The following is a 17,548-nucleotide window of genomic DNA, read 5'->3' on the forward strand; positions in this document are numbered from 1 at the left end:
ATATGACCAAACGCAGAAAGGAAAGTTAAAGATGAAGCTGTACGCTCGGGATTCCCACCTGGATTTGTCACATCCCCATGTCATGGGCATTCTTAACGTCACACCTGACTCTTTTTCCGACGGCGGCCAGCACAATACGCTGGTTGCGGCGCTGACCCATGCTAATGAGATGATTAACGCCGGTGCGACCATTATCGATATCGGCGGTGAATCTACCCGGCCCGGCGCAGAGGAAGTCAGTACTGAGCAGGAACTGGAGCGCGTTATTCCCGTCGTGGAGGCAATCGCGCAACGCTTCGAAGTGTGGATTTCCGTCGATACGTCAAAACCTGAAGTCATAAGGGAATCAGCGCGAGTAGGCGCTCACATCATTAACGATATCCGCTCGCTTCAGCTTCCCGGCGCATTGGAGGCGGCGGCGGAAACTGGCTTGCCGGTTTGTCTGATGCATATGCAGGGCGAACCGGCCAGCATGCAGACGGCACCGCACTATGACAATTTGCTGCAGGAGATCGATGAGTTTTTCGCCCGGCAAATCGCCCGCTGTGAAGCTGCCGGGATTAAAAAATCGCAGCTGCTACTCGACCCAGGCTTCGGATTCGGTAAGAATCTCAGCCACAACTATCAATTACTGGCGCATCTGGCCGACTTTCACCATTTTGGTCTGCCGCTGCTGGTTGGTATGTCGCGCAAATCGATGATTGGACAACTGCTGAATGTAGGGCCTTCTCAACGTCTGACCGGCAGCCTGGCTTGTGCAGTGATTGCAGCTATGCAGGGTGCGCAGATTATCCGCGTACACGACGTTAAAGAGACCGTAGAGGCGATGCGCGTCGTCGAAGCGACACGTTCAGCGAAGGAATAAACGCATGAGTAACCGTAAATATTTTGGCACCGACGGCATTCGTGGCAAAGTAGGCGAAATGCCTATCACGCCTGATTTTGTACTTAAGCTTGGCTGGGCGGCAGGTAAGGTGCTGGCGCGCCACGGCTCTAAAAAAATCATTATCGGCAAAGATACCCGCATTTCCGGCTATATGCTGGAATCGGCGCTGGAAGCGGGTCTGGCCGCCGCCGGGCTTTCCGCCTCCTTTACCGGCCCGATGCCTACGCCAGCTGTTGCCTATCTGACGCGCACTTTTCGCGCAGAGGCAGGCATCGTTATTTCTGCATCGCATAACCCGTTTGAAGATAACGGCATTAAATTCTTCTCCTCTGAAGGGACCAAGCTGCCGGATGACGTGGAAGAGGCGATTGAACAGGAAATGGAAAAGCCGCTGACCTGCGTGGAATCGGCGGAACTGGGCCGCGCCAGCCGTATCGTCGATGCCGCAGGCCGCTATATTGAATTCTGTAAAGGCACCTTTCCCAGCGAGCTGAACCTTAACGGCCTGAAGATCGTTGTCGACTGCGCGAATGGCGCTACTTATCACATCGCGCCGAACGTTATGCGCGAGCTGGGCGCGAAAGTCATCACTATCGGCGTGCAGCCGGACGGCATGAATATCAACAAAGAGTGCGGCGCTACCGACGTGCGCGCCTTACAGCAACGCGTGCTGGAAGAGAAGGCTGACGTCGGCCTCGCTTTCGACGGCGACGGCGATCGCGTGATGATGGTCGACCATCTCGGCAACAAGGTCGACGGCGATCAGATTCTCTATATCATCGCACGCGAAGGTCTGCGTCAGGGGCAACTGCGCGGCGGCGTCGTGGGCACGCTGATGAGCAATATGGGTCTCGAACTGGCGTTAAAACAGCTCGGCATTCCATTCGCGCGCGCGAAAGTCGGCGACCGTTACGTACTGGAAAAATTGCAGGAAAAGGGTTGGCGTCTGGGGGCAGAAAACTCCGGTCACGTTATCCTGCTAGATAAAACTACCACCGGCGACGGCATTGTGGCTGGTTTGCAAGTACTTACCGCTATGGCGCGTAACCATATGACGCTGCACGATCTTTGCAGCGGCATGAAGCTGCTGCCGCAGATTCTGGTAAACGTCCGCTTCAGCGGGGCTACCGATCCGCTGGAAAACGCCGAAGTAAAAGCGGTGACCGCCGAGGTGGAAAAAACGCTGGCGGGACGCGGACGCGTGCTGCTGCGCAAGTCGGGCACCGAGCCGCTGATCCGCGTCATGGTGGAAGGCGAGGATGAGGCGCAGGTTACCGCGCTGGCGCACCGTATTGCCGATGCGGTAAAAGCGGTATAATTTTCATTGAAGACGGCCTGAAGCGTTTTATCGACGTGCGCCGCACGGCTGCATTTTATGGCGGCGCGCGCGTTAAGCTGTCTGAAAACTGTAAAGATAACGGGTGGCGCAATAGCGGTCACTCACTAACGGAACCAGTTGTTTCGGCGTAAAAAAACAGCGCTTTGCCGCTTTTTTCTGCAATCGACGCGCGTGTTTAAAAATGCGCTTGCAGATGCCGACACCTTTGGTTAGTATTCACACCCGCTTCTGATGGGAGATGACAATCATTCCCCGTTATTGGTTTGAAGCTTTTGATGTGCGGTGACCGCGCAAGGAAACAGGTTGATTATGTACGAAGCTCTGTTAGTCGTTTTTCTGTTAGTGGCAATTGGCCTTGTGGGTCTGATCATGCTGCAACAGGGTAAAGGCGCTGATATGGGAGCCTCTTTTGGTGCAGGCGCTTCCGCGACGCTGTTTGGATCTGCTGGTTCTGGTAACTTCATGACCCGTATGACCGCAGTGCTGGCGACCCTGTTCTTCATTATCAGCCTGATTCTGGGTAACCTGAACAGCAACAAGACAGCCAAAGGCAGCGAGTGGGAAAATCTGACTCAGCCGGCACAGTCTCAACAGACTGCTCCAGCTAAACCGGCAGCGCCGGGCAGTGATATCCCGCAGTAAGCAGTAAGTTTCAAGCTTTCGACGTGACTCAGGATAGGGTCGCAGTCTTAAAGTGCCGAGGTGGTGGAATTGGTAGACACGCTACCTTGAGGTGGTAGTGCCCGATTGGGCTTACGGGTTCAAGTCCCGTCCTCGGTACCAAATCTCAGTTTTACTTGCATTTTGTGCATGTTCGGCGTAATATTCGCCACGTTTTCGGACGCGGGGTGGAGCAGCCTGGTAGCTCGTCGGGCTCATAACCCGAAGGTCGTCGGTTCAAATCCGGCCCCCGCAACCACTTTCCCTTAGAGTTATTTTTCAAATATACTGTATGCATCTTCGGACGCATCTTCAGCTAATTTTGAAAAAAATTCTTTGGATGGTGTGCCGAGCCGCAGCTGCGGCATACAGGGTCCAGTCGCATTAAGCCCCGAATTTTCGGGGTTTTTTGTTATCAGGAATCGCAACACTGGGCTATATGCCCTTTTTTTATGTCTTGGGGGTGGGCTTGTCCACATTAGAGCAGAAATTAACAGAGATGATTTCAGCACCGGTAGAAGCGCTTGGCTACGAACTGGTCGGTATCGAGTTCATTCGTGGTCGCACATCAACGTTGCGCATCTATATTGATAGTGAAGATGGCATCAATGTTGACGATTGTGCTGATGTCAGCCACCAGGTAAGCGCGGTAATGGATGTGGAAGATCCCATCACGGTCGCTTACAACCTTGAAGTTTCCTCGCCGGGTCTTGATCGCCCACTGTTTACCGCTGAGCATTATGCACGATTCGCAGGTGAGGAAGTGAGCCTGGTCCTGCGTATGGCCGTCCAGAACCGCCGCAAATGGCAGGGCATCATTAAAGCTGTCGAAGGCGAAATGATTACGGTGACCGTCGAGGGTAAAGACGAAGTGTTCGCGCTGAGTAATATTCAGAAAGCGAACCTGGTCCCCCACTTTTAAAAGTCCGGATTGAGGCTAACCAGGATGAATAAAGAAATCTTAGCTGTTGTAGAAGCCGTTTCTAATGAGAAAGCCCTGCCGCGCGAAAAAATCTTCGAGGCGCTGGAGAGCGCACTGGCCACTGCAACCAAGAAAAAATATGAGCAGGAAATCGACGTGCGCGTCAGCATCGATCGCAAAAGCGGCGATTTCGATACTTTCCGCCGCTGGCAGATCGTTGAAGAAGTAACGCAGCCGACGCGCGAAATCACGCTGGAAGCTGCCCGTTACGAAGATGAGACCGTCAATCTCGGCGATTTCGTTGAAGATCAGATTGAATCAGTAAAATTCGATCGTATCACTACGCAGACCGCTAAACAGGTTATCGTACAGAAAGTACGTGAAGCCGAGCGCGCGATGGTTGTCGATCAGTTCCGCGAGCAGGAAGGCGAAATCATCACCGGCGTGGTGAAAAAGGTTAACCGCGACAATATTACGCTCGACCTCGGCAACAATGCTGAAGCGGTGATCCTGCGTGAAGATATGTTGCCGCGTGAAAACTTCCGTCCAGGCGACCGTATCCGCGGCGTGCTGTATGCTGTACGCCCGGAAGCGCGCGGCGCTCAGCTGTTCGTCACCCGTTCCAAGCCGGAAATGCTGATCGAACTGTTCCGTATTGAAGTGCCGGAAATTGGTGAAGAAGTCATTGAGATCAAAGCAGCGGCCCGCGATCCGGGTTCACGCGCTAAAATTGCAGTGAAAACTAACGATAAGCGTATCGATCCTGTTGGCGCCTGTGTCGGCATGCGCGGCGCGCGCGTTCAGGCTGTTTCCAGCGAGCTGGGCGGCGAACGCATCGATATCGTACTGTGGGACGACAACCCGGCGCAGTTTGTGATTAACGCCATGGCGCCTGCCGATGTCGCCTCAATTGTGGTGGATGAAGATAATCACACCATGGATATCGCCGTAGAAGCTGGAAATCTGGCTCAGGCGATTGGCCGTAACGGCCAAAACGTACGTCTGGCTTCACAACTGAGCGGTTGGGAGCTGAACGTGATGACGGTCGATGATCTGCAGGCGAAACATCAGGCGGAAGCGCACGCCGCTATCGATGTCTTCACCAAACACCTGGACATCGATCAAGAGTTCGCCACCGTGCTGGTCGAAGAAGGCTTCTCCTCCCTGGAAGAGTTGGCGTATGTGCCGATGAACGAGTTGCTGGAAATTGAAGGCCTGGACGAAGAGACCGTAGAAGCACTGCGCGAACGTGCGAAAAATGCGTTGACCACCCTGGCGCTGGAGAAGGCTGAGAGCCTTGGCAACCGCGAACCTGCGGACGATCTGCTGAACCTTGAAGGTGTGGATCGCGCTCTGGCCAATAAACTGGCGGCAAGAGGTGTTTGCACGCTGGAAGATCTGGCTGAGCAGGGTGTCGACGATCTGACAGATATCGAAGGCCTTGATGACGAGAAGGCCGGCGCTTTGATTATGGCGGCGCGTAATATCTGCTGGTTCGGCGATGACGCGTAATAACAGGAAGGAACAGCATGACAGATGTAACCGTAAAATCGCTGGCCGCAGAGATACAGACTTCAGTGGAACGCCTGGTACAGCAGTTCGCTGATGCAGGGATCCGTAAGTCTGAAAATGACTCTGTGACCCAGCAAGAAAAAGAAACCTTACTGACGCACCTGAATCGCGATAATGGCAGCCCGTCAGGCAAATTAACGCTGCAGCGTAAAACGCGCAGTACCTTGAATATTCCTGGCACCGGGGGTAAAAGTAAGTCGGTGCAAATCGAAGTCCGCAAAAAGCGCACCTATGTAAAAGAGGATGCTGAGGCTGAAAAAGCTAAAGCTGAGGCAGAAGCGCAGGCGCAGCGTGAAGCGGAAGAACAGGCTCGTCGTGAGGCGGAAGAGAAAGCCAGGCGCGAAGCAGCGGAAAAAGCGAAGCGTGAAGCCGAAGAGCAAGCCAAACGCGAGGCCGCGGAAAAGGCTAAGCGCGAAGCAGCGGAAAATGAGAAAGTGAGCAACCAACAAACCGACGATATGACCCGGGCCGGCCAGTCTGATAAAGCCCGCCGTGAAGCCGAAGCCGCAGAGCTGAAGCGTAAAGTGGAAGAAGAAGCCCGCCGTAAGCTGGAAGAAGATGCGCGCCGTGTTGCTGAAGAAGCACGCAAACTGGCCGAGCAGAAAGCAGGCGACTGGGAAGTAAAACCAACCGAGAGCGATGACGCTGACTACCACGTCACCACGTCTCAACATGCCCGTCAGGCTGAAGATGAAAACGACCGTGAAGTTGAAGGCGGCCGTAGTCGTACTCGCACGGCAAAAGCACCGCGTGCACGTAGCAAAGGCAATAAGCATTCGGAAGCGAAAACCGATCGCGAAGAAGCCCGTGCGGCCATTCGTGGCGGTAAAGGCGGCAAGCATCGTAAAGGCAGCGCGCTGCAGCAGGGCTTTAACCGTCCGGCTCAGGCCGTTAACCGTGACGTCATCATTGGCGAAACCATCACCGTTGCGGAACTGGCTAACAAAATGGCGGTTAAAGGCTCACAGGTCATCAAAGCAATGATGAAAATGGGCGCCATGGCTACCATCAACCAGGTCATCGATCAGGAAACTGCCCAGCTGGTCGCGGAAGAGATGGGACATAAAGTGATCCTGCGCCGCGAGAACGAGCTGGAAGAAGCGGTAATGAGCGATCGTGATACCGGCGCTGCTGCTGAATCCCGTGCGCCTGTAGTTACTATCATGGGACACGTTGACCATGGTAAAACCTCGCTGCTGGACTATATTCGCTCTACTAAAATCGCCTCTGGCGAAGCGGGCGGCATTACCCAGCATATCGGTGCTTACCACGTTGAAACCGATAACGGCATGATCACCTTCCTCGACACCCCGGGCCACGCCGCGTTTACCGCGATGCGTGCGCGCGGCGCGCAGGCGACGGATATCGTGGTGCTAGTTGTTGCGGCGGACGACGGCGTGATGCCGCAGACCGTTGAAGCCGTTCAGCATGCGAAAGCGGCTGGCGTGCCGGTTGTGGTTGCCGTTAACAAGATCGATAAGCCTGACGCCGATCCGGATCGCGTGAAAAACGAACTGACTCAGTACGGCATCATTCCAGAAGAGTGGGGCGGCGAGAACATGTTCGTTAACGTTTCTGCGAAAGCAGGTACTGGCGTTGACGATCTGCTGAACGCGATTCTGCTGCAGTCTGAAGTACTTGAGCTTTCAGCAGTTCGCGCCGGCATGGCGAGCGGCGTGGTTATCGAATCCTTCCTGGATAAAGGTCGTGGTCCGGTGGCTACCGTTCTGGTGCGTGAAGGCACTCTGCATAAAGGCGACATCGTACTGTGCGGCTTTGAATATGGCCGTGTGCGCGCGATGCGTGACGAGATGGGTCATGAAGTCACCGAAGCGGGACCTTCCATTCCGGTTGAGATTCTGGGCCTTTCCGGCGTACCGGCGGCAGGTGATGAAGCGACCGTAGTTCGTGACGAGAAGAAAGCGCGTGAAGTTGCGCTGTATCGTCAGGGCAAGTTCCGCGAAGTCAAACTGGCGCGTCAGCAGAAATCGAAGCTGGAAAACATGTTCGCCAATATGAACGAAGGCGACGTGTCCGAACTGAACATCGTTCTGAAAGCCGACGTACAAGGTTCTGTCGAAGCGATTTCCGACTCCCTGCTGAAGCTGTCTACTGATGAAGTGAAAGTGAAGATCGTGGGTTCAGGCGTGGGTGGTATCACCGAAACCGACGCAACGCTGGCCGCGGCTTCCAACGCTATCATCCTGGGCTTCAACGTCCGTGCCGACGCTTCTGCGCGCCGTGTTATCGAAGCGGAAAGCCTGGACCTGCGCTACTACTCGGTCATCTATAATCTGATCGATGAAGTGAAGGCGGCGATGAGCGGTATGCTGGCGCCGGAATACAAACAGCAGATCATCGGCCTGGCCGAAGTGCGCGATGTGTTCAAATCACCGAAGTTTGGCGCGATTGCTGGTTGTATGGTTACCGAAGGCGTGGTTAAACGTCATAACCCAATCCGTGTACTGCGTGACAACGTGGTTATCTATGAAGGCGAGCTGGAATCCCTGCGTCGCTTTAAAGATGACGTCAACGAAGTGCGTAACGGCATGGAGTGTGGTATCGGCGTTAAGAACTACAACGACGTTCGCACCGGCGATATGATCGAAGTCTTCGAAGTGATCGAAATCCAGCGTACCATCGAATAACGATCGCATCGCAAGTGGCATTTGGGAAGCTCGGCGCTTCCCCTAACTGAGCCCCGCCCTGTCTGGTCGGGGCTCAGCCATTATCAGGAGAAATAATTATGGCGAAAGAATTTGGTCGCCCGCAGCGCGTCGCACAAGAACTGCAAAAAGAGCTCGCGATGATCATTCAGCGGGAAATTAAAGATCCGCGCGTAGGCATGATGGTGACCGTCTCTGGCGTGGAAGTTTCACGCGATCTGGCTTATGCCAAAGTGTTTGTTACCTTTCTGAATGACGAAGATGCCAATTCCATTAAAGCAGGCGTAAAAGCGCTACAGGATGCATCAGGTTACATTCGTTCGCTGCTCGGCAAAGCGATGCGTCTGCGCATCGTGCCTGAACTGACCTTCTTTTACGATAACTCGCTGGTTGAAGGGATGCGCATGTCCAACCTGGTGACTAACGTAGTGAAAAACGACGCTGAGCGCCGCGGACCGGCGGAAGAAGACGACAAGGAGGAGTAATGAGCCGTCCTCGTCGTCGCGGCCGCGATATTCATGGCGTGCTGCTGCTGGATAAGCCGCAGGGACTGTCCTCCAATGACGCTTTGCAAAAAGTGAAGCGTATCTTCCGTGCGAACAGAGCGGGCCACACCGGCGCGCTGGATCCCCTGGCGACCGGCATGCTGCCTGTCTGTCTGGGAGAAGCGACAAAGTTTTCCCAGTATCTGCTGGACGCCGATAAGCGTTATCGCGTGATTGCCCGCCTGGGCGAGCGTACCGACACCTCGGACGCGGACGGGCAGATTATCAGCGAGCGGCCCATCGCTTTCAATCAGGCGCAGCTTGACGCCGCGCTGGAAAGCTTTCGCGGCGAAACGCAGCAGGTGCCGTCGATGTATTCGGCGCTGAAATATCAGGGCCGCCCGCTGTATGAATATGCGCGTCAGGGCATCGACGTGCCGCGCGAAGCACGCGCCATCACCGTTTACGAGCTGCAGTTTATTCGCTGGCAGGATAACGAGCTGGAGCTGGAAATTCACTGCTCTAAAGGCACCTATATCCGCACCATTATCGACGATCTGGGCGAGAAGCTCGGATGCGGCGCGCATGTCATTATGCTACGTCGCCTACAGGTCGCGCGCTATCCCATCGGAAAAATGGTCACGCTCGATCAGCTTTACGCGTTGCAGGGCGAGCCGGGCGATTTGACTCCAGAAGCGCAGGCGCAGCTGGACGCGTTGCTCATGCCGATGGACAGCCCGGCGTCGGATTATCCGGAAGTGAACCTGAGCGAAACGGCCGCAGGCTACTTCAGACAGGGGCAGCCGGTGCAGGCCGCCAACGCGCCGCGCGACGGTCTGGTGCGCGTAACCGAAGGGGAAGCGCGTAAGTTTATCGGCATGGCGCAAATCGCCGAAGATGGCCGCGTGGCGCCCCGCCGTTTGGTAGTAGAATATTCTGCCTGAGTCATTTGCACTCATCTCAGCCTGAGAGTAGAATAATGCGGCTTTACATGGGGTCGCTGAATTAGAGATTGGCACCCTGACATTCATCATTTAACTGGAGTTCATTATGTCTCTAAGTACCGAAGCTAAAGCAGAGATCGTTGCTAAATACGGTCGTGGCGCTAACGACAGCGGCTCAACCGAAGTTCAGGTTGCTCTGCTGACTGCTCAGATTAACCACCTGCAGGGTCACTTCTCTGAGCACAAAAAAGACCACCACAGCCGTCGCGGTCTGCTGCGCATGGTTTCCCAGCGTCGTAAGCTGCTGGATTACCTGAAGCGTAAAGACGTTGCGCGTTATACCAGCCTGATCGAAAGCCTGGGCCTGCGTCGCTAAGTCTCAACGTGCTGTTTTATGGCGCTCGCGCGAGAAGGACAGCATGGTGCAAGTTTCGTAAAAAAGGGGGCCTCCGGGCCCCTTTTTTCAAGCAAGCCGCAGCAATCCATAGCAAACTATTGTATTGTTGCAGTATGTGATCTTCACTTGCAGAGGTTCGCGCGGCTAATGAGAAACCTTCTCCCAACGGGCGTAAGGTTTGTCATTAGTCGCGAGGATGCAATGAAGGTTGAAACCCCACAGCAGGCCGTTTAGTTGGGCCTGCTTTGACGTAAAGGAAGTTATTTTGCTGAATCCGATTGTACGTAAATTCCAGTACGGTCAGCATACCGTGACGCTTGAGACCGGTATGATGGCGCGTCAGGCTACCGCGGCTGTTATGGCCAGCATGGACGATACTGCTGTATTTGTAACCGTTGTTGGTCAGAAAAAAGCGAAACCTGGTCAGGACTTCTTTCCGCTGACCGTTAACTATCAGGAGCGTACCTACGCTGCTGGCCGTATTCCAGGCAGCTTCTTCCGTCGTGAAGGCCGCCCAAGCGAAGGCGAGACCCTGATCGCGCGTCTGATTGACCGCCCGGTTCGTCCGCTGTTCCCGGAAGGCTTCGTGAACGAAGTGCAGGTTATTGCGACCGTTGTGTCCGTTAACCCGCAGGTTAACCCGGATATCGTTGCGATGATCGGCGCCTCTGCCGCGCTGAGCCTGTCCGGTATTCCGTTCAACGGTCCGATCGGTGCTGCGCGCGTTGGTTATATTAACGATCAGTATGTGCTGAACCCGACTTCTGACGAGATCAAACAGTCTCGTCTGGACCTGGTCGTCGCGGGTACTCAGGGCGCGGTGCTGATGGTGGAATCCGAAGCGGATATCCTGACCGAAGAGCAGATGCTGGGCGCAGTGGTATTTGGCCACGAGCAGCAGCAGGTTGTGATCGAAAACATCAATGCGCTGGTCGCCGAAGCGGGCAAACCGCGTTGGGACTGGCAGCCTGAAGCCGTTAACGAAGCGCTGAATGCGCGTATCGCCGCGTTGGCGGAGTCTCGCCTGAGCGACGCTTACCGCATCACAGAAAAACAGGAGCGCTATGCTCAGGTTGATCTGATCAAATCTGAAACTATCGCTGCGCTGCTGGCGGAAGATGAGTCGCTGGACGAAGGCGAAATCAGCGATATCCTGCACGCTATCGAGAAAAACGTGGTGCGTAGCCGCGTTCTGAACGGCGAGCCGCGTATCGACGGCCGTGAAAAAGATATGATCCGCGGTCTGGATGTTCGTACCGGCGTACTGCCGCGTACGCATGGCTCCGCGCTGTTCACCCGTGGCGAAACGCAGGCGCTGGTCGCCGCGACGCTGGGCACCGCGCGTGACGCGCAGAGCCTTGACGAGCTGATGGGGGAGCGTACCGACAACTTCCTGTTCCACTATAATTTCCCTCCGTACTCCGTAGGCGAAACCGGTATGGTGGGCTCACCGAAGCGTCGTGAAATTGGTCACGGCCGTCTGGCGAAGCGTGGCGTTCTGGCCGTTATGCCGAAAATCGATGAATTCCCGTACACCGTACGCGTGGTGTCTGAAATCACCGAATCCAACGGATCTTCTTCTATGGCTTCCGTTTGCGGCGCTTCTCTGGCGCTGATGGATGCGGGCGTGCCGATCAAAGCGGCCGTAGCCGGCATCGCGATGGGTCTGGTGAAAGAGGGCGAACGCTATGTCGTGCTTTCTGACATCCTGGGCGACGAAGATCACCTCGGCGATATGGACTTTAAAGTTGCCGGTAGCCGCGACGGTATCACTGCGCTGCAGATGGATATCAAAATCGAAGGCATCACCCGCGAAATCATGCAGGTGGCGCTGAACCAGGCTAAAGGCGCGCGTCTGCATATCCTGGGCGTAATGGAGCAGGCTATCAGCACGCCGCGTGGCGATATCTCTGAGTTCGCACCGCGTATTCATACCATCAAGATCAATCCGGACAAGATTAAGGACGTGATTGGTAAAGGCGGTTCGGTCATCCGTGCGTTGACTGAAGAGACCGGCACCACGATCGAAATCGAAGATGACGGCACCGTGAAAATCGCGGCGACCGACGGCGACAAAGCGAAGCATGCGATTCGTCGTATCGAAGAGATCACCGCTGAGATCGAAGTAGGCCGCATCTACAACGGCAAAGTAACCCGTATCGTCGACTTCGGCGCCTTTGTGGCTATCGGCGGCGGTAAAGAAGGTCTGGTCCACATTTCTCAAATCGCTGACAAGCGCGTTGAGAAAGTGACCGACTACCTGCAGATGGGTCAGGAAGTGCCGGTTAAAGTGCTGGAAGTGGACCGTCAGGGCCGCGTGCGTCTCAGCATCAAAGAAGCTTCAGAACAGCAGCCGCAGGCGGAAGCGGCAGCCGCTACCCCTGAAGCAGAGTAAAAGCGCGTTCGACATTGAGCCCTCCTCCAGAGGAGGGCTGTTTCGTTGCGAGGGCGGGAATCCTTGTGCATGGCAGGCGGATGACAGGATGTACATCCCAATGTTGGTATTCGGGAGTGGGAAATGAAGCCTTTTTTGCGCTGGTGTTTCGTTGCGACAGCTATCACGCTGGCAGGATGCAGCAACTCAAATTGGCGTAAGAGCGATGTGCTGGCGGTTCCGCTACAGCCAACTCTGCAACAGGAAGTGATCCTGGCGCGCATGGAACAAATTCTTGCCAGTCGCGCCCTGACCGATGATGAGCGTGCACAGCTATTATATGAACGCGGAGTGTTGTATGATAGCTTAGGTCTGAGGGCATTAGCGCGGAACGATTTTTCGCAAGCGCTGTCTATAAGACCAGATATGCCTGAAGTATTTAATTATTTAGGTATATACTTAACGCAGGCGGGCAACTTTGATGCCGCCTATGAAGCGTTTGATTCTGTACTTGAGCTTGATCCAACTTACAATTATGCGCATTTAAACCGTGGTATCGCCCTCTATTACGGCGGTCGATACAAGTTAGCGCAAGATGATCTGCTGGCGTTTTATCAAGACGATCCTAACGATCCGTTCCGCAGTCTGTGGCTTTATCTCGATGAACAGGAGATAAACGCTAAACAGGCCAGGGTGATGCTGAAACAGCGTTACGAGAAGGCGAATCGCGATCAATGGGGATGGAATATTGTCGAGTTCTACCTTGGCGACATCAGTGAAAAAACGCTGATGGAACGTCTCAAGGCGGACGCAACGGATAACACCTCGCTCGCTGAACATCTCAGTGAAACCAACTTCTATTTAGGTAAGTACTACCTAAGTCTGGGGGAGAAGGATAACGCGGAAGCGTTATTCAAACTGGCGGTTGCTAACAACGTACATAACTTCGTTGAGCACCGATACGCATTGTTGGAACTGGCGCTGTTAGGCCAGACACAAGACGATTTAACAGAATCTGACCAGCAATAGCTGACGAACACCTGAGTCCTTTTTTGAAAAAATGTCATCACCTTTCGGGGTGACGGCTTTTTTGTTCGTCAAAACATCTAATTTGAGCCGGTTCACATTTTTCAATGAAAATGATTGCATATTTTCAGGACGAGTTATGTAGACTGGCCGCCGTAATCTAAGAGGCACTTGTACTACATGACTGATATCCAAACCACTTTTTCCGACCTGGGTCTTAACGAATCTATCCTCACCGCTCTGAATGACATGGGCTATGAGAAGCCGTCTCCGATCCAGGCCGCCTGTATCCCGCATCTGCTGGAAGGCCGCGATGTGCTGGGTATGGCGCAAACCGGTAGTGGCAAAACCGCAGCGTTCTCCTTGCCGCTGCTGAACAATATCGACAGCGAATTGAAAGCGCCGCAGATTCTGGTTCTGGCGCCGACGCGTGAGCTGGCGGTTCAGGTTGCAGAAGCCTGCAACGATTTTTCTAAACATATGCGCGGCGTAAACGTGCTGGCCCTGTATGGCGGTCAGCGTTACGACGTGCAGCTGCGCGCGCTGCGTCAGGGACCGCAAATCGTGGTCGGTACGCCGGGTCGTCTGCTTGACCACCTGAAACGCGGCACGCTGGATCTTTCTAACCTGCGCGGCCTGGTGCTGGACGAAGCGGATGAAATGCTGCGCATGGGCTTTATCGAAGACGTAGAAACCATCATGGCGCAGATCCCGGAAGGTCATCAGACCGCTCTGTTCTCTGCCACCATGCCGGAAGCGATTCGTCGCATTACGCGTCGTTTTATGAAAGATCCGCAGGAAGTGCGCATCCAGAGCAGCATCACTACGCGTCCTGACATCAGCCAGAGCTACTGGACCGTCTGGGGCCGTAAAACGGATGCGCTGGTGCGTTTCCTGGAAGCTGAAGACTTTGATGCGGCGATCATCTTCGTTCGCACCAAAAACGCGACGCTGGAAGTGGCTGAAGCGCTGGAGCGCAGCGGTTACAACAGCGCCGCGCTGAACGGCGACATGAACCAGGCGCTGCGTGAGCAGACTCTGGAGCGTCTGAAAGATGGCCGTCTGGATATTCTGATCGCGACTGACGTTGCGGCACGTGGTCTTGACGTGGAGCGTATTAGCCTGGTGGTTAACTACGACATCCCGATGGACTCAGAATCCTACGTTCACCGTATCGGTCGTACCGGTCGTGCTGGCCGCGCCGGTCGCGCGCTGCTGTTCGTGGAAAACCGCGAACGTCGTCTGCTGCGCAATATTGAGCGCACCATGAAGCTGACCATCCCGGAAGTCGAGCTGCCGAACGCAGAACTGCTGAGCGCCCGTCGTCTGGAGAAATTCGCCGCTAAAGTACAGCAGCAGCTGGAAAGCAGCGATCTGGAGCAATACCGCGCGCTGCTGAGCCAGCTGTCGCCGGAGAGCGATCTGGATATGGAAACGCTGGCGGCCGCGCTGCTGAAAATGGCGCAGGGCGAACGCCCGCTGATTCTGCCGCCGGATGCGCCGCGTCCTCAGCGTCGTGAATTCCGCGAGCGTGATGACCGTCGTGACGATCGTCGCGGCAGCCGTGAAATGCGTGGCGAGAGCCGTGAAGGCGGCGAACGTCCGCGTCGCGAGCGTCGTGACGTTGGCGACATGGAGCTGTATCGTATCGAAGTGGGCCGTGACGATGGCGTTGAAGTACGTCATATCGTGGGCGCTATCGCCAACGAAGGCGATATCAGCAGCCGTTACATCGGTAACATCAAGCTGTTCGGCACTCACTCAACGATCGAACTGCCGAAAGGCATGCCGGGCGAAATCCTGCAGCACTTCACCCGTACGCGTATTCTCAACAAACCGATGAATATGCAGCTGCTGGGCGATGCGCAACCGCGTGAGCGTGGCGAACAACGTGCCGATCGCGGCGGTGAGCGTCGTGGCGGCGGTCGCGGCAGCTTTGGCGGCGAACGTCGCGAAGGTGGCCGTGAAGGCGGTCGTCGTTTCAGCGAGCGTCGTGAAGGCGGCCGCAGCGGCAGCTTCAGTCGTGAAGGCGGCAACAGCCGTGGTCCGCGTCGTGAAGAAGGTGCTGGCGCAGGCGCCGGTGCAGTGCGCCGTCGCGATTACTAATCGCTTAGCGTAAAAAATAAAAAACCAGCCGCAAGGCTGGTTTTTTTATGCCTGTTATTCAGGCCGCGCAGAAATTATCAGAGCGCCTGAGACGCCTGCATCGCCAGCTCAAAAGAGCGCAAACGCGCCTGATGATCGAAAATCTGCCCGTTGACCATAATCTCATCCGCCTGCGTTTCACGTATCAGCGCCGCCAGGCCATGCTGAACCTTGGTGCTGTCGCCCACGATCGACATGCTTAACGCCTGCTGAACGCCATACTGCTCGGATGGCGACCAGAGGTTGTCCATGTTTTCCACCGGCTTCGGCAGCGGGCCCGGCTTACCGCGGCGCAGGTTGATAAACTGCTGCTGCATAGACGTGAACAGGAAGCGCGCCTCTTTTTCGCTGTCGGCGGCGACGATATTGACGCATACCATGGCGTAAGGCTTATCAAGCCGTTCGGAAGGCTGGAAATTCTCACGATACATATGCAGCGCCTGGAACAGCAGGTCGGGCGCGAAATGCGACGCGAAAGCGAACGGCAGACCCATTTTCGCCGCCAGCTGCGCGCTGTAAAGACTGGAGCCCAGCAGCCAGACCGGTATCTGCAAGCCAAGCCCCGGCACCGGCTGCACCGGCAGTTCCGCATCTTTATCCGCATCGAACCAGGCAATCAGCGTTTCCACATCTTCCGGGAAACTGTCGATCATGCCGGCGTTGCTGTGATGACGACGTAAGGCCATCATGGTGCGCTGATCGGAGCCCGGCGCGCGTCCCAGTCCGAGGTCGATACGGCCCGGATAGAGCGACTCCAGCGTGCCGAACTGTTCAGCAATCACTAACGGCGCGTGGTTGGGCAGCATAATGCCGCCGGAACCAAGACGCAGCGTAGTGGTATTCGCCGCCAGATAGCCGATCAGCACCGACGTTGCGGCGCTGGCGATGCCGGTCATATTGTGATGTTCTGCCAGCCAGTAGCGATTAAAGCCCAGTCTTTCCGCCTGCCGCGCCAGCGAAAGCGAGGCGTGAAAAGCGTCACGCGGTGTGGCCCCCTGCGGAATAGGGGCCAGATCGAGTACTGACAGGGGAACGTTTTTTTTCTCAGACATATCTGCTCACTTTGTTGGCTGTAGTGCGGACGCGGCAGTTGCCCGTCGACGTTACAGAAAAACATGCGCCTACTTTACCGTATTGCAGTTTTAGCAGAGTAGCCAGAATATGCCCTGAGAGCAAAGCGGCTTGCGAAGAGTAAGGCCAGCGTAACGTAAGAAAAACGGCGGTTCAGAGAGCGATCCGCCGCTTTGTGACATCAGGACTGAAGCGCCATGCCAGCCAGTTTGCGCCAATAGCCGTTGCAGTCGTTGCGTTGCGCCATCATCAGCGGCGCCTGGCCCTGTTCATTTGCGCGGAAGCGGTCAATCAGCGCCAGCGTCTGTTTGTTTTCCGGCGACAGACGAACCACATCGACCAGGCCGTGCATGCTGGTCAGGTCATTGCCGAGGTTATAACAGTAGCCGCTCATGGTCTGGATGCCGTTCAGCACGAAAACCTGTTGATCCTCCTGCGACAGCACGCGGCGGCCCTGCGGATAGTTAATGCAACAGGTTTCGCACTCATCTTTAGGCTTGTTTTCCGAGCGCGCGGTAAAGCAGCGCGCCGACAGCGCCAGCGGCAGATGGCCATAAGCCAGCACTTCGGTTTCAAACTTGCCGTGGATGCCTAATTCGTCGCACTGCTGCTGAATGCCCAGCAGCCAGTCACGCGACAGCTCGACCGGCATGCACCAGCGCGTCATGCCAAGCCGCAGCAGCATACGCAGCGTCATTGCGTTATAGCAGTTAAGCGCATGGCCCACGACGAACGGCAGTTTCTGCTCCGCCGCCATATTAACCGTGCCGAGATCGTTCGCCTCGATAAGAAATTCGCCGTTGTCGACGTAGCGTTTAATTTCCTGTAGCTCAGAAGTGGATTGCACCAGCGCCAGTGTGCTGAACACCACCTGTTTGCCGCTTTCCTGCAACAGATGGGCGAACTCAAGCCATTGCGGAAAGCGAGTGGCCCGGCGCTTGCTGCATACTGACTCGCCCAGATAGACGATCTCCGCGCTGCTTTCTGCGGCGGCCTGATAAAAATCAGCCAGCGTTTCCGTCGGCCAGTACCAGAGCACCGGCCCTAAAGAATATTTCATC

At 55.5% G+C, this 17,548-nt stretch carries 14 protein-coding genes and 2 tRNA genes; 14 read left to right on the forward strand and 2 right to left on the reverse strand.

The window, feature by feature from the left end:
- Positions 1-31 precede the first annotated feature (31 nt).
- The 14 genes from folP (at position 32) to C2E16_RS02835 (ending at position 15,377) form a co-directional block, all read left to right on the forward strand.
- Positions 32-865, forward strand: coding sequence for a dihydropteroate synthase (gene folP / locus C2E16_RS02770; RefSeq protein ID WP_038628755.1), 834 nt, complete (start codon positions 32-34; stop codon positions 863-865).
- A gap of 4 nt (positions 866-869) precedes the next feature.
- The gene (gene glmM / locus C2E16_RS02775; RefSeq protein WP_038628753.1) at positions 870-2,204 is read left to right on the forward strand and encodes a phosphoglucosamine mutase; all 1,335 of its coding nucleotides are present in this window, start codon (positions 870-872) and stop codon (positions 2,202-2,204) included.
- 330 nt (positions 2,205-2,534) lie between these two features.
- A complete protein-coding gene (secG, locus tag C2E16_RS02780) occupies positions 2,535-2,867 on the forward strand; it encodes a preprotein translocase subunit SecG (protein ID WP_038628751.1) in 333 nt (110 codons plus the stop codon).
- A 54-nt stretch (positions 2,868-2,921) separates the two neighbouring features.
- Positions 2,922-3,008: transfer RNA gene (locus C2E16_RS02785), tRNA-Leu, on the forward strand.
- A gap of 59 nt (positions 3,009-3,067) precedes the next feature.
- Positions 3,068-3,144: transfer RNA gene (locus tag C2E16_RS02790), tRNA-Met, on the forward strand.
- Between the two features lie 210 nt (positions 3,145-3,354).
- Entirely contained in the window at positions 3,355-3,807 is a 453-nt protein-coding gene (gene rimP, locus C2E16_RS02795; RefSeq protein WP_038630160.1) for a ribosome maturation factor RimP, read from the forward strand.
- A 24-nt stretch (positions 3,808-3,831) separates the two neighbouring features.
- On the forward strand, positions 3,832-5,319 hold the full coding sequence (nusA, locus tag C2E16_RS02800; RefSeq protein ID WP_084969943.1) for a transcription termination factor NusA: 1,488 nt from the start codon (positions 3,832-3,834) through the stop codon (positions 5,317-5,319).
- A 17-nt stretch (positions 5,320-5,336) separates the two neighbouring features.
- Positions 5,337-8,027, forward strand: a complete 2,691-nt coding sequence (infB, locus tag C2E16_RS02805; RefSeq protein ID WP_038628747.1) for a translation initiation factor IF-2 — start codon at positions 5,337-5,339, stop codon at positions 8,025-8,027.
- A 98-nt stretch (positions 8,028-8,125) separates the two neighbouring features.
- On the forward strand, positions 8,126-8,530 hold the full coding sequence (gene rbfA / locus C2E16_RS02810) for a 30S ribosome-binding factor RbfA (RefSeq protein ID WP_038628745.1): 405 nt from the start codon (positions 8,126-8,128) through the stop codon (positions 8,528-8,530).
- A complete protein-coding gene (truB, locus tag C2E16_RS02815) occupies positions 8,530-9,474 on the forward strand; it encodes a tRNA pseudouridine(55) synthase TruB (protein ID WP_084969942.1) in 945 nt (314 codons plus the stop codon). Before rbfA ends, truB begins: the two co-directional genes overlap by 1 nt.
- A 106-nt stretch (positions 9,475-9,580) precedes the next feature.
- Positions 9,581-9,850 carry a 30S ribosomal protein S15 gene (gene rpsO, locus C2E16_RS02820; RefSeq protein ID WP_038628742.1) on the forward strand — a complete coding sequence of 90 codons (270 nt, stop codon included), beginning with the start codon at positions 9,581-9,583 and terminating at the stop codon, positions 9,848-9,850.
- A 286-nt stretch (positions 9,851-10,136) separates the two neighbouring features.
- On the forward strand, positions 10,137-12,266 hold the full coding sequence (gene pnp / locus C2E16_RS02825; RefSeq protein WP_038628741.1) for a polyribonucleotide nucleotidyltransferase: 2,130 nt from the start codon (positions 10,137-10,139) through the stop codon (positions 12,264-12,266).
- A gap of 123 nt (positions 12,267-12,389) precedes the next feature.
- Positions 12,390-13,274 (forward strand): lipoprotein NlpI, encoded by an 885-nt coding sequence (nlpI, locus tag C2E16_RS02830; protein WP_084969941.1) that lies wholly within the window; start codon positions 12,390-12,392, stop codon positions 13,272-13,274.
- Between the two features lie 177 nt (positions 13,275-13,451).
- Positions 13,452-15,377, forward strand: coding sequence for a DEAD/DEAH family ATP-dependent RNA helicase (locus C2E16_RS02835; protein ID WP_038628738.1), 1,926 nt, complete (start codon positions 13,452-13,454; stop codon positions 15,375-15,377).
- Between the two features lie 77 nt (positions 15,378-15,454).
- Here C2E16_RS02835 and C2E16_RS02840 read toward each other — a convergent pair whose 3' ends face one another.
- On the reverse strand, positions 15,455-16,468 hold the full coding sequence (locus tag C2E16_RS02840; RefSeq protein ID WP_084969940.1) for a luciferase-like monooxygenase: 1,014 nt from the start codon (positions 16,466-16,468) through the stop codon (positions 15,455-15,457).
- Positions 16,469-16,668: 200 nt separating this feature from the next.
- Positions 16,669-17,547: a U32 family peptidase gene (locus tag C2E16_RS02845; RefSeq protein WP_038628736.1), complete on the reverse strand. Its 879-nt coding sequence runs from the start codon at positions 17,545-17,547 to the stop codon at positions 16,669-16,671.
- Position 17,548: the final 1 nt, after the last annotated feature.

Origin of the sequence: Mixta calida, assembly GCF_002953215.1 — a bacterium.
Lineage (GTDB): Bacteria > Pseudomonadota > Gammaproteobacteria > Enterobacterales > Enterobacteriaceae > Mixta > Mixta calida.

Excerpts from the sequence above, each read along its gene's own strand:
- folP (WP_038628755.1), top strand. The coding sequence starts at position 32 with ATGAAGCTGTACGCTCGGGATTCCCACCTGGATTTGTCACATCCCCAT.
- glmM (WP_038628753.1), top strand. The coding sequence starts at position 870 with ATGAGTAACCGTAAATATTTTGGCACCGACGGCATTCGTGGCAAAGTA.
- secG (WP_038628751.1), top strand. The coding sequence starts at position 2,535 with ATGTACGAAGCTCTGTTAGTCGTTTTTCTGTTAGTGGCAATTGGCCTT.
- nusA (WP_084969943.1), top strand. The coding sequence starts at position 3,832 with ATGAATAAAGAAATCTTAGCTGTTGTAGAAGCCGTTTCTAATGAGAAA.
- infB (WP_038628747.1), top strand. The coding sequence starts at position 5,337 with ATGACAGATGTAACCGTAAAATCGCTGGCCGCAGAGATACAGACTTCA.
- rbfA (WP_038628745.1), top strand. The coding sequence starts at position 8,126 with ATGGCGAAAGAATTTGGTCGCCCGCAGCGCGTCGCACAAGAACTGCAA.
- truB (WP_084969942.1), top strand. The coding sequence starts at position 8,530 with ATGAGCCGTCCTCGTCGTCGCGGCCGCGATATTCATGGCGTGCTGCTG.
- rpsO (WP_038628742.1), top strand. The coding sequence starts at position 9,581 with ATGTCTCTAAGTACCGAAGCTAAAGCAGAGATCGTTGCTAAATACGGT.
- nlpI (WP_084969941.1), top strand. The coding sequence starts at position 12,390 with ATGAAGCCTTTTTTGCGCTGGTGTTTCGTTGCGACAGCTATCACGCTG.
- C2E16_RS02835 (WP_038628738.1), top strand. The coding sequence starts at position 13,452 with ATGACTGATATCCAAACCACTTTTTCCGACCTGGGTCTTAACGAATCT.
- C2E16_RS02840 (WP_084969940.1), bottom strand. The coding sequence starts at position 16,468 with ATGTCTGAGAAAAAAAACGTTCCCCTGTCAGTACTCGATCTGGCCCCT.
- C2E16_RS02845 (WP_038628736.1), bottom strand. The coding sequence starts at position 17,547 with ATGAAATATTCTTTAGGGCCGGTGCTCTGGTACTGGCCGACGGAAACG.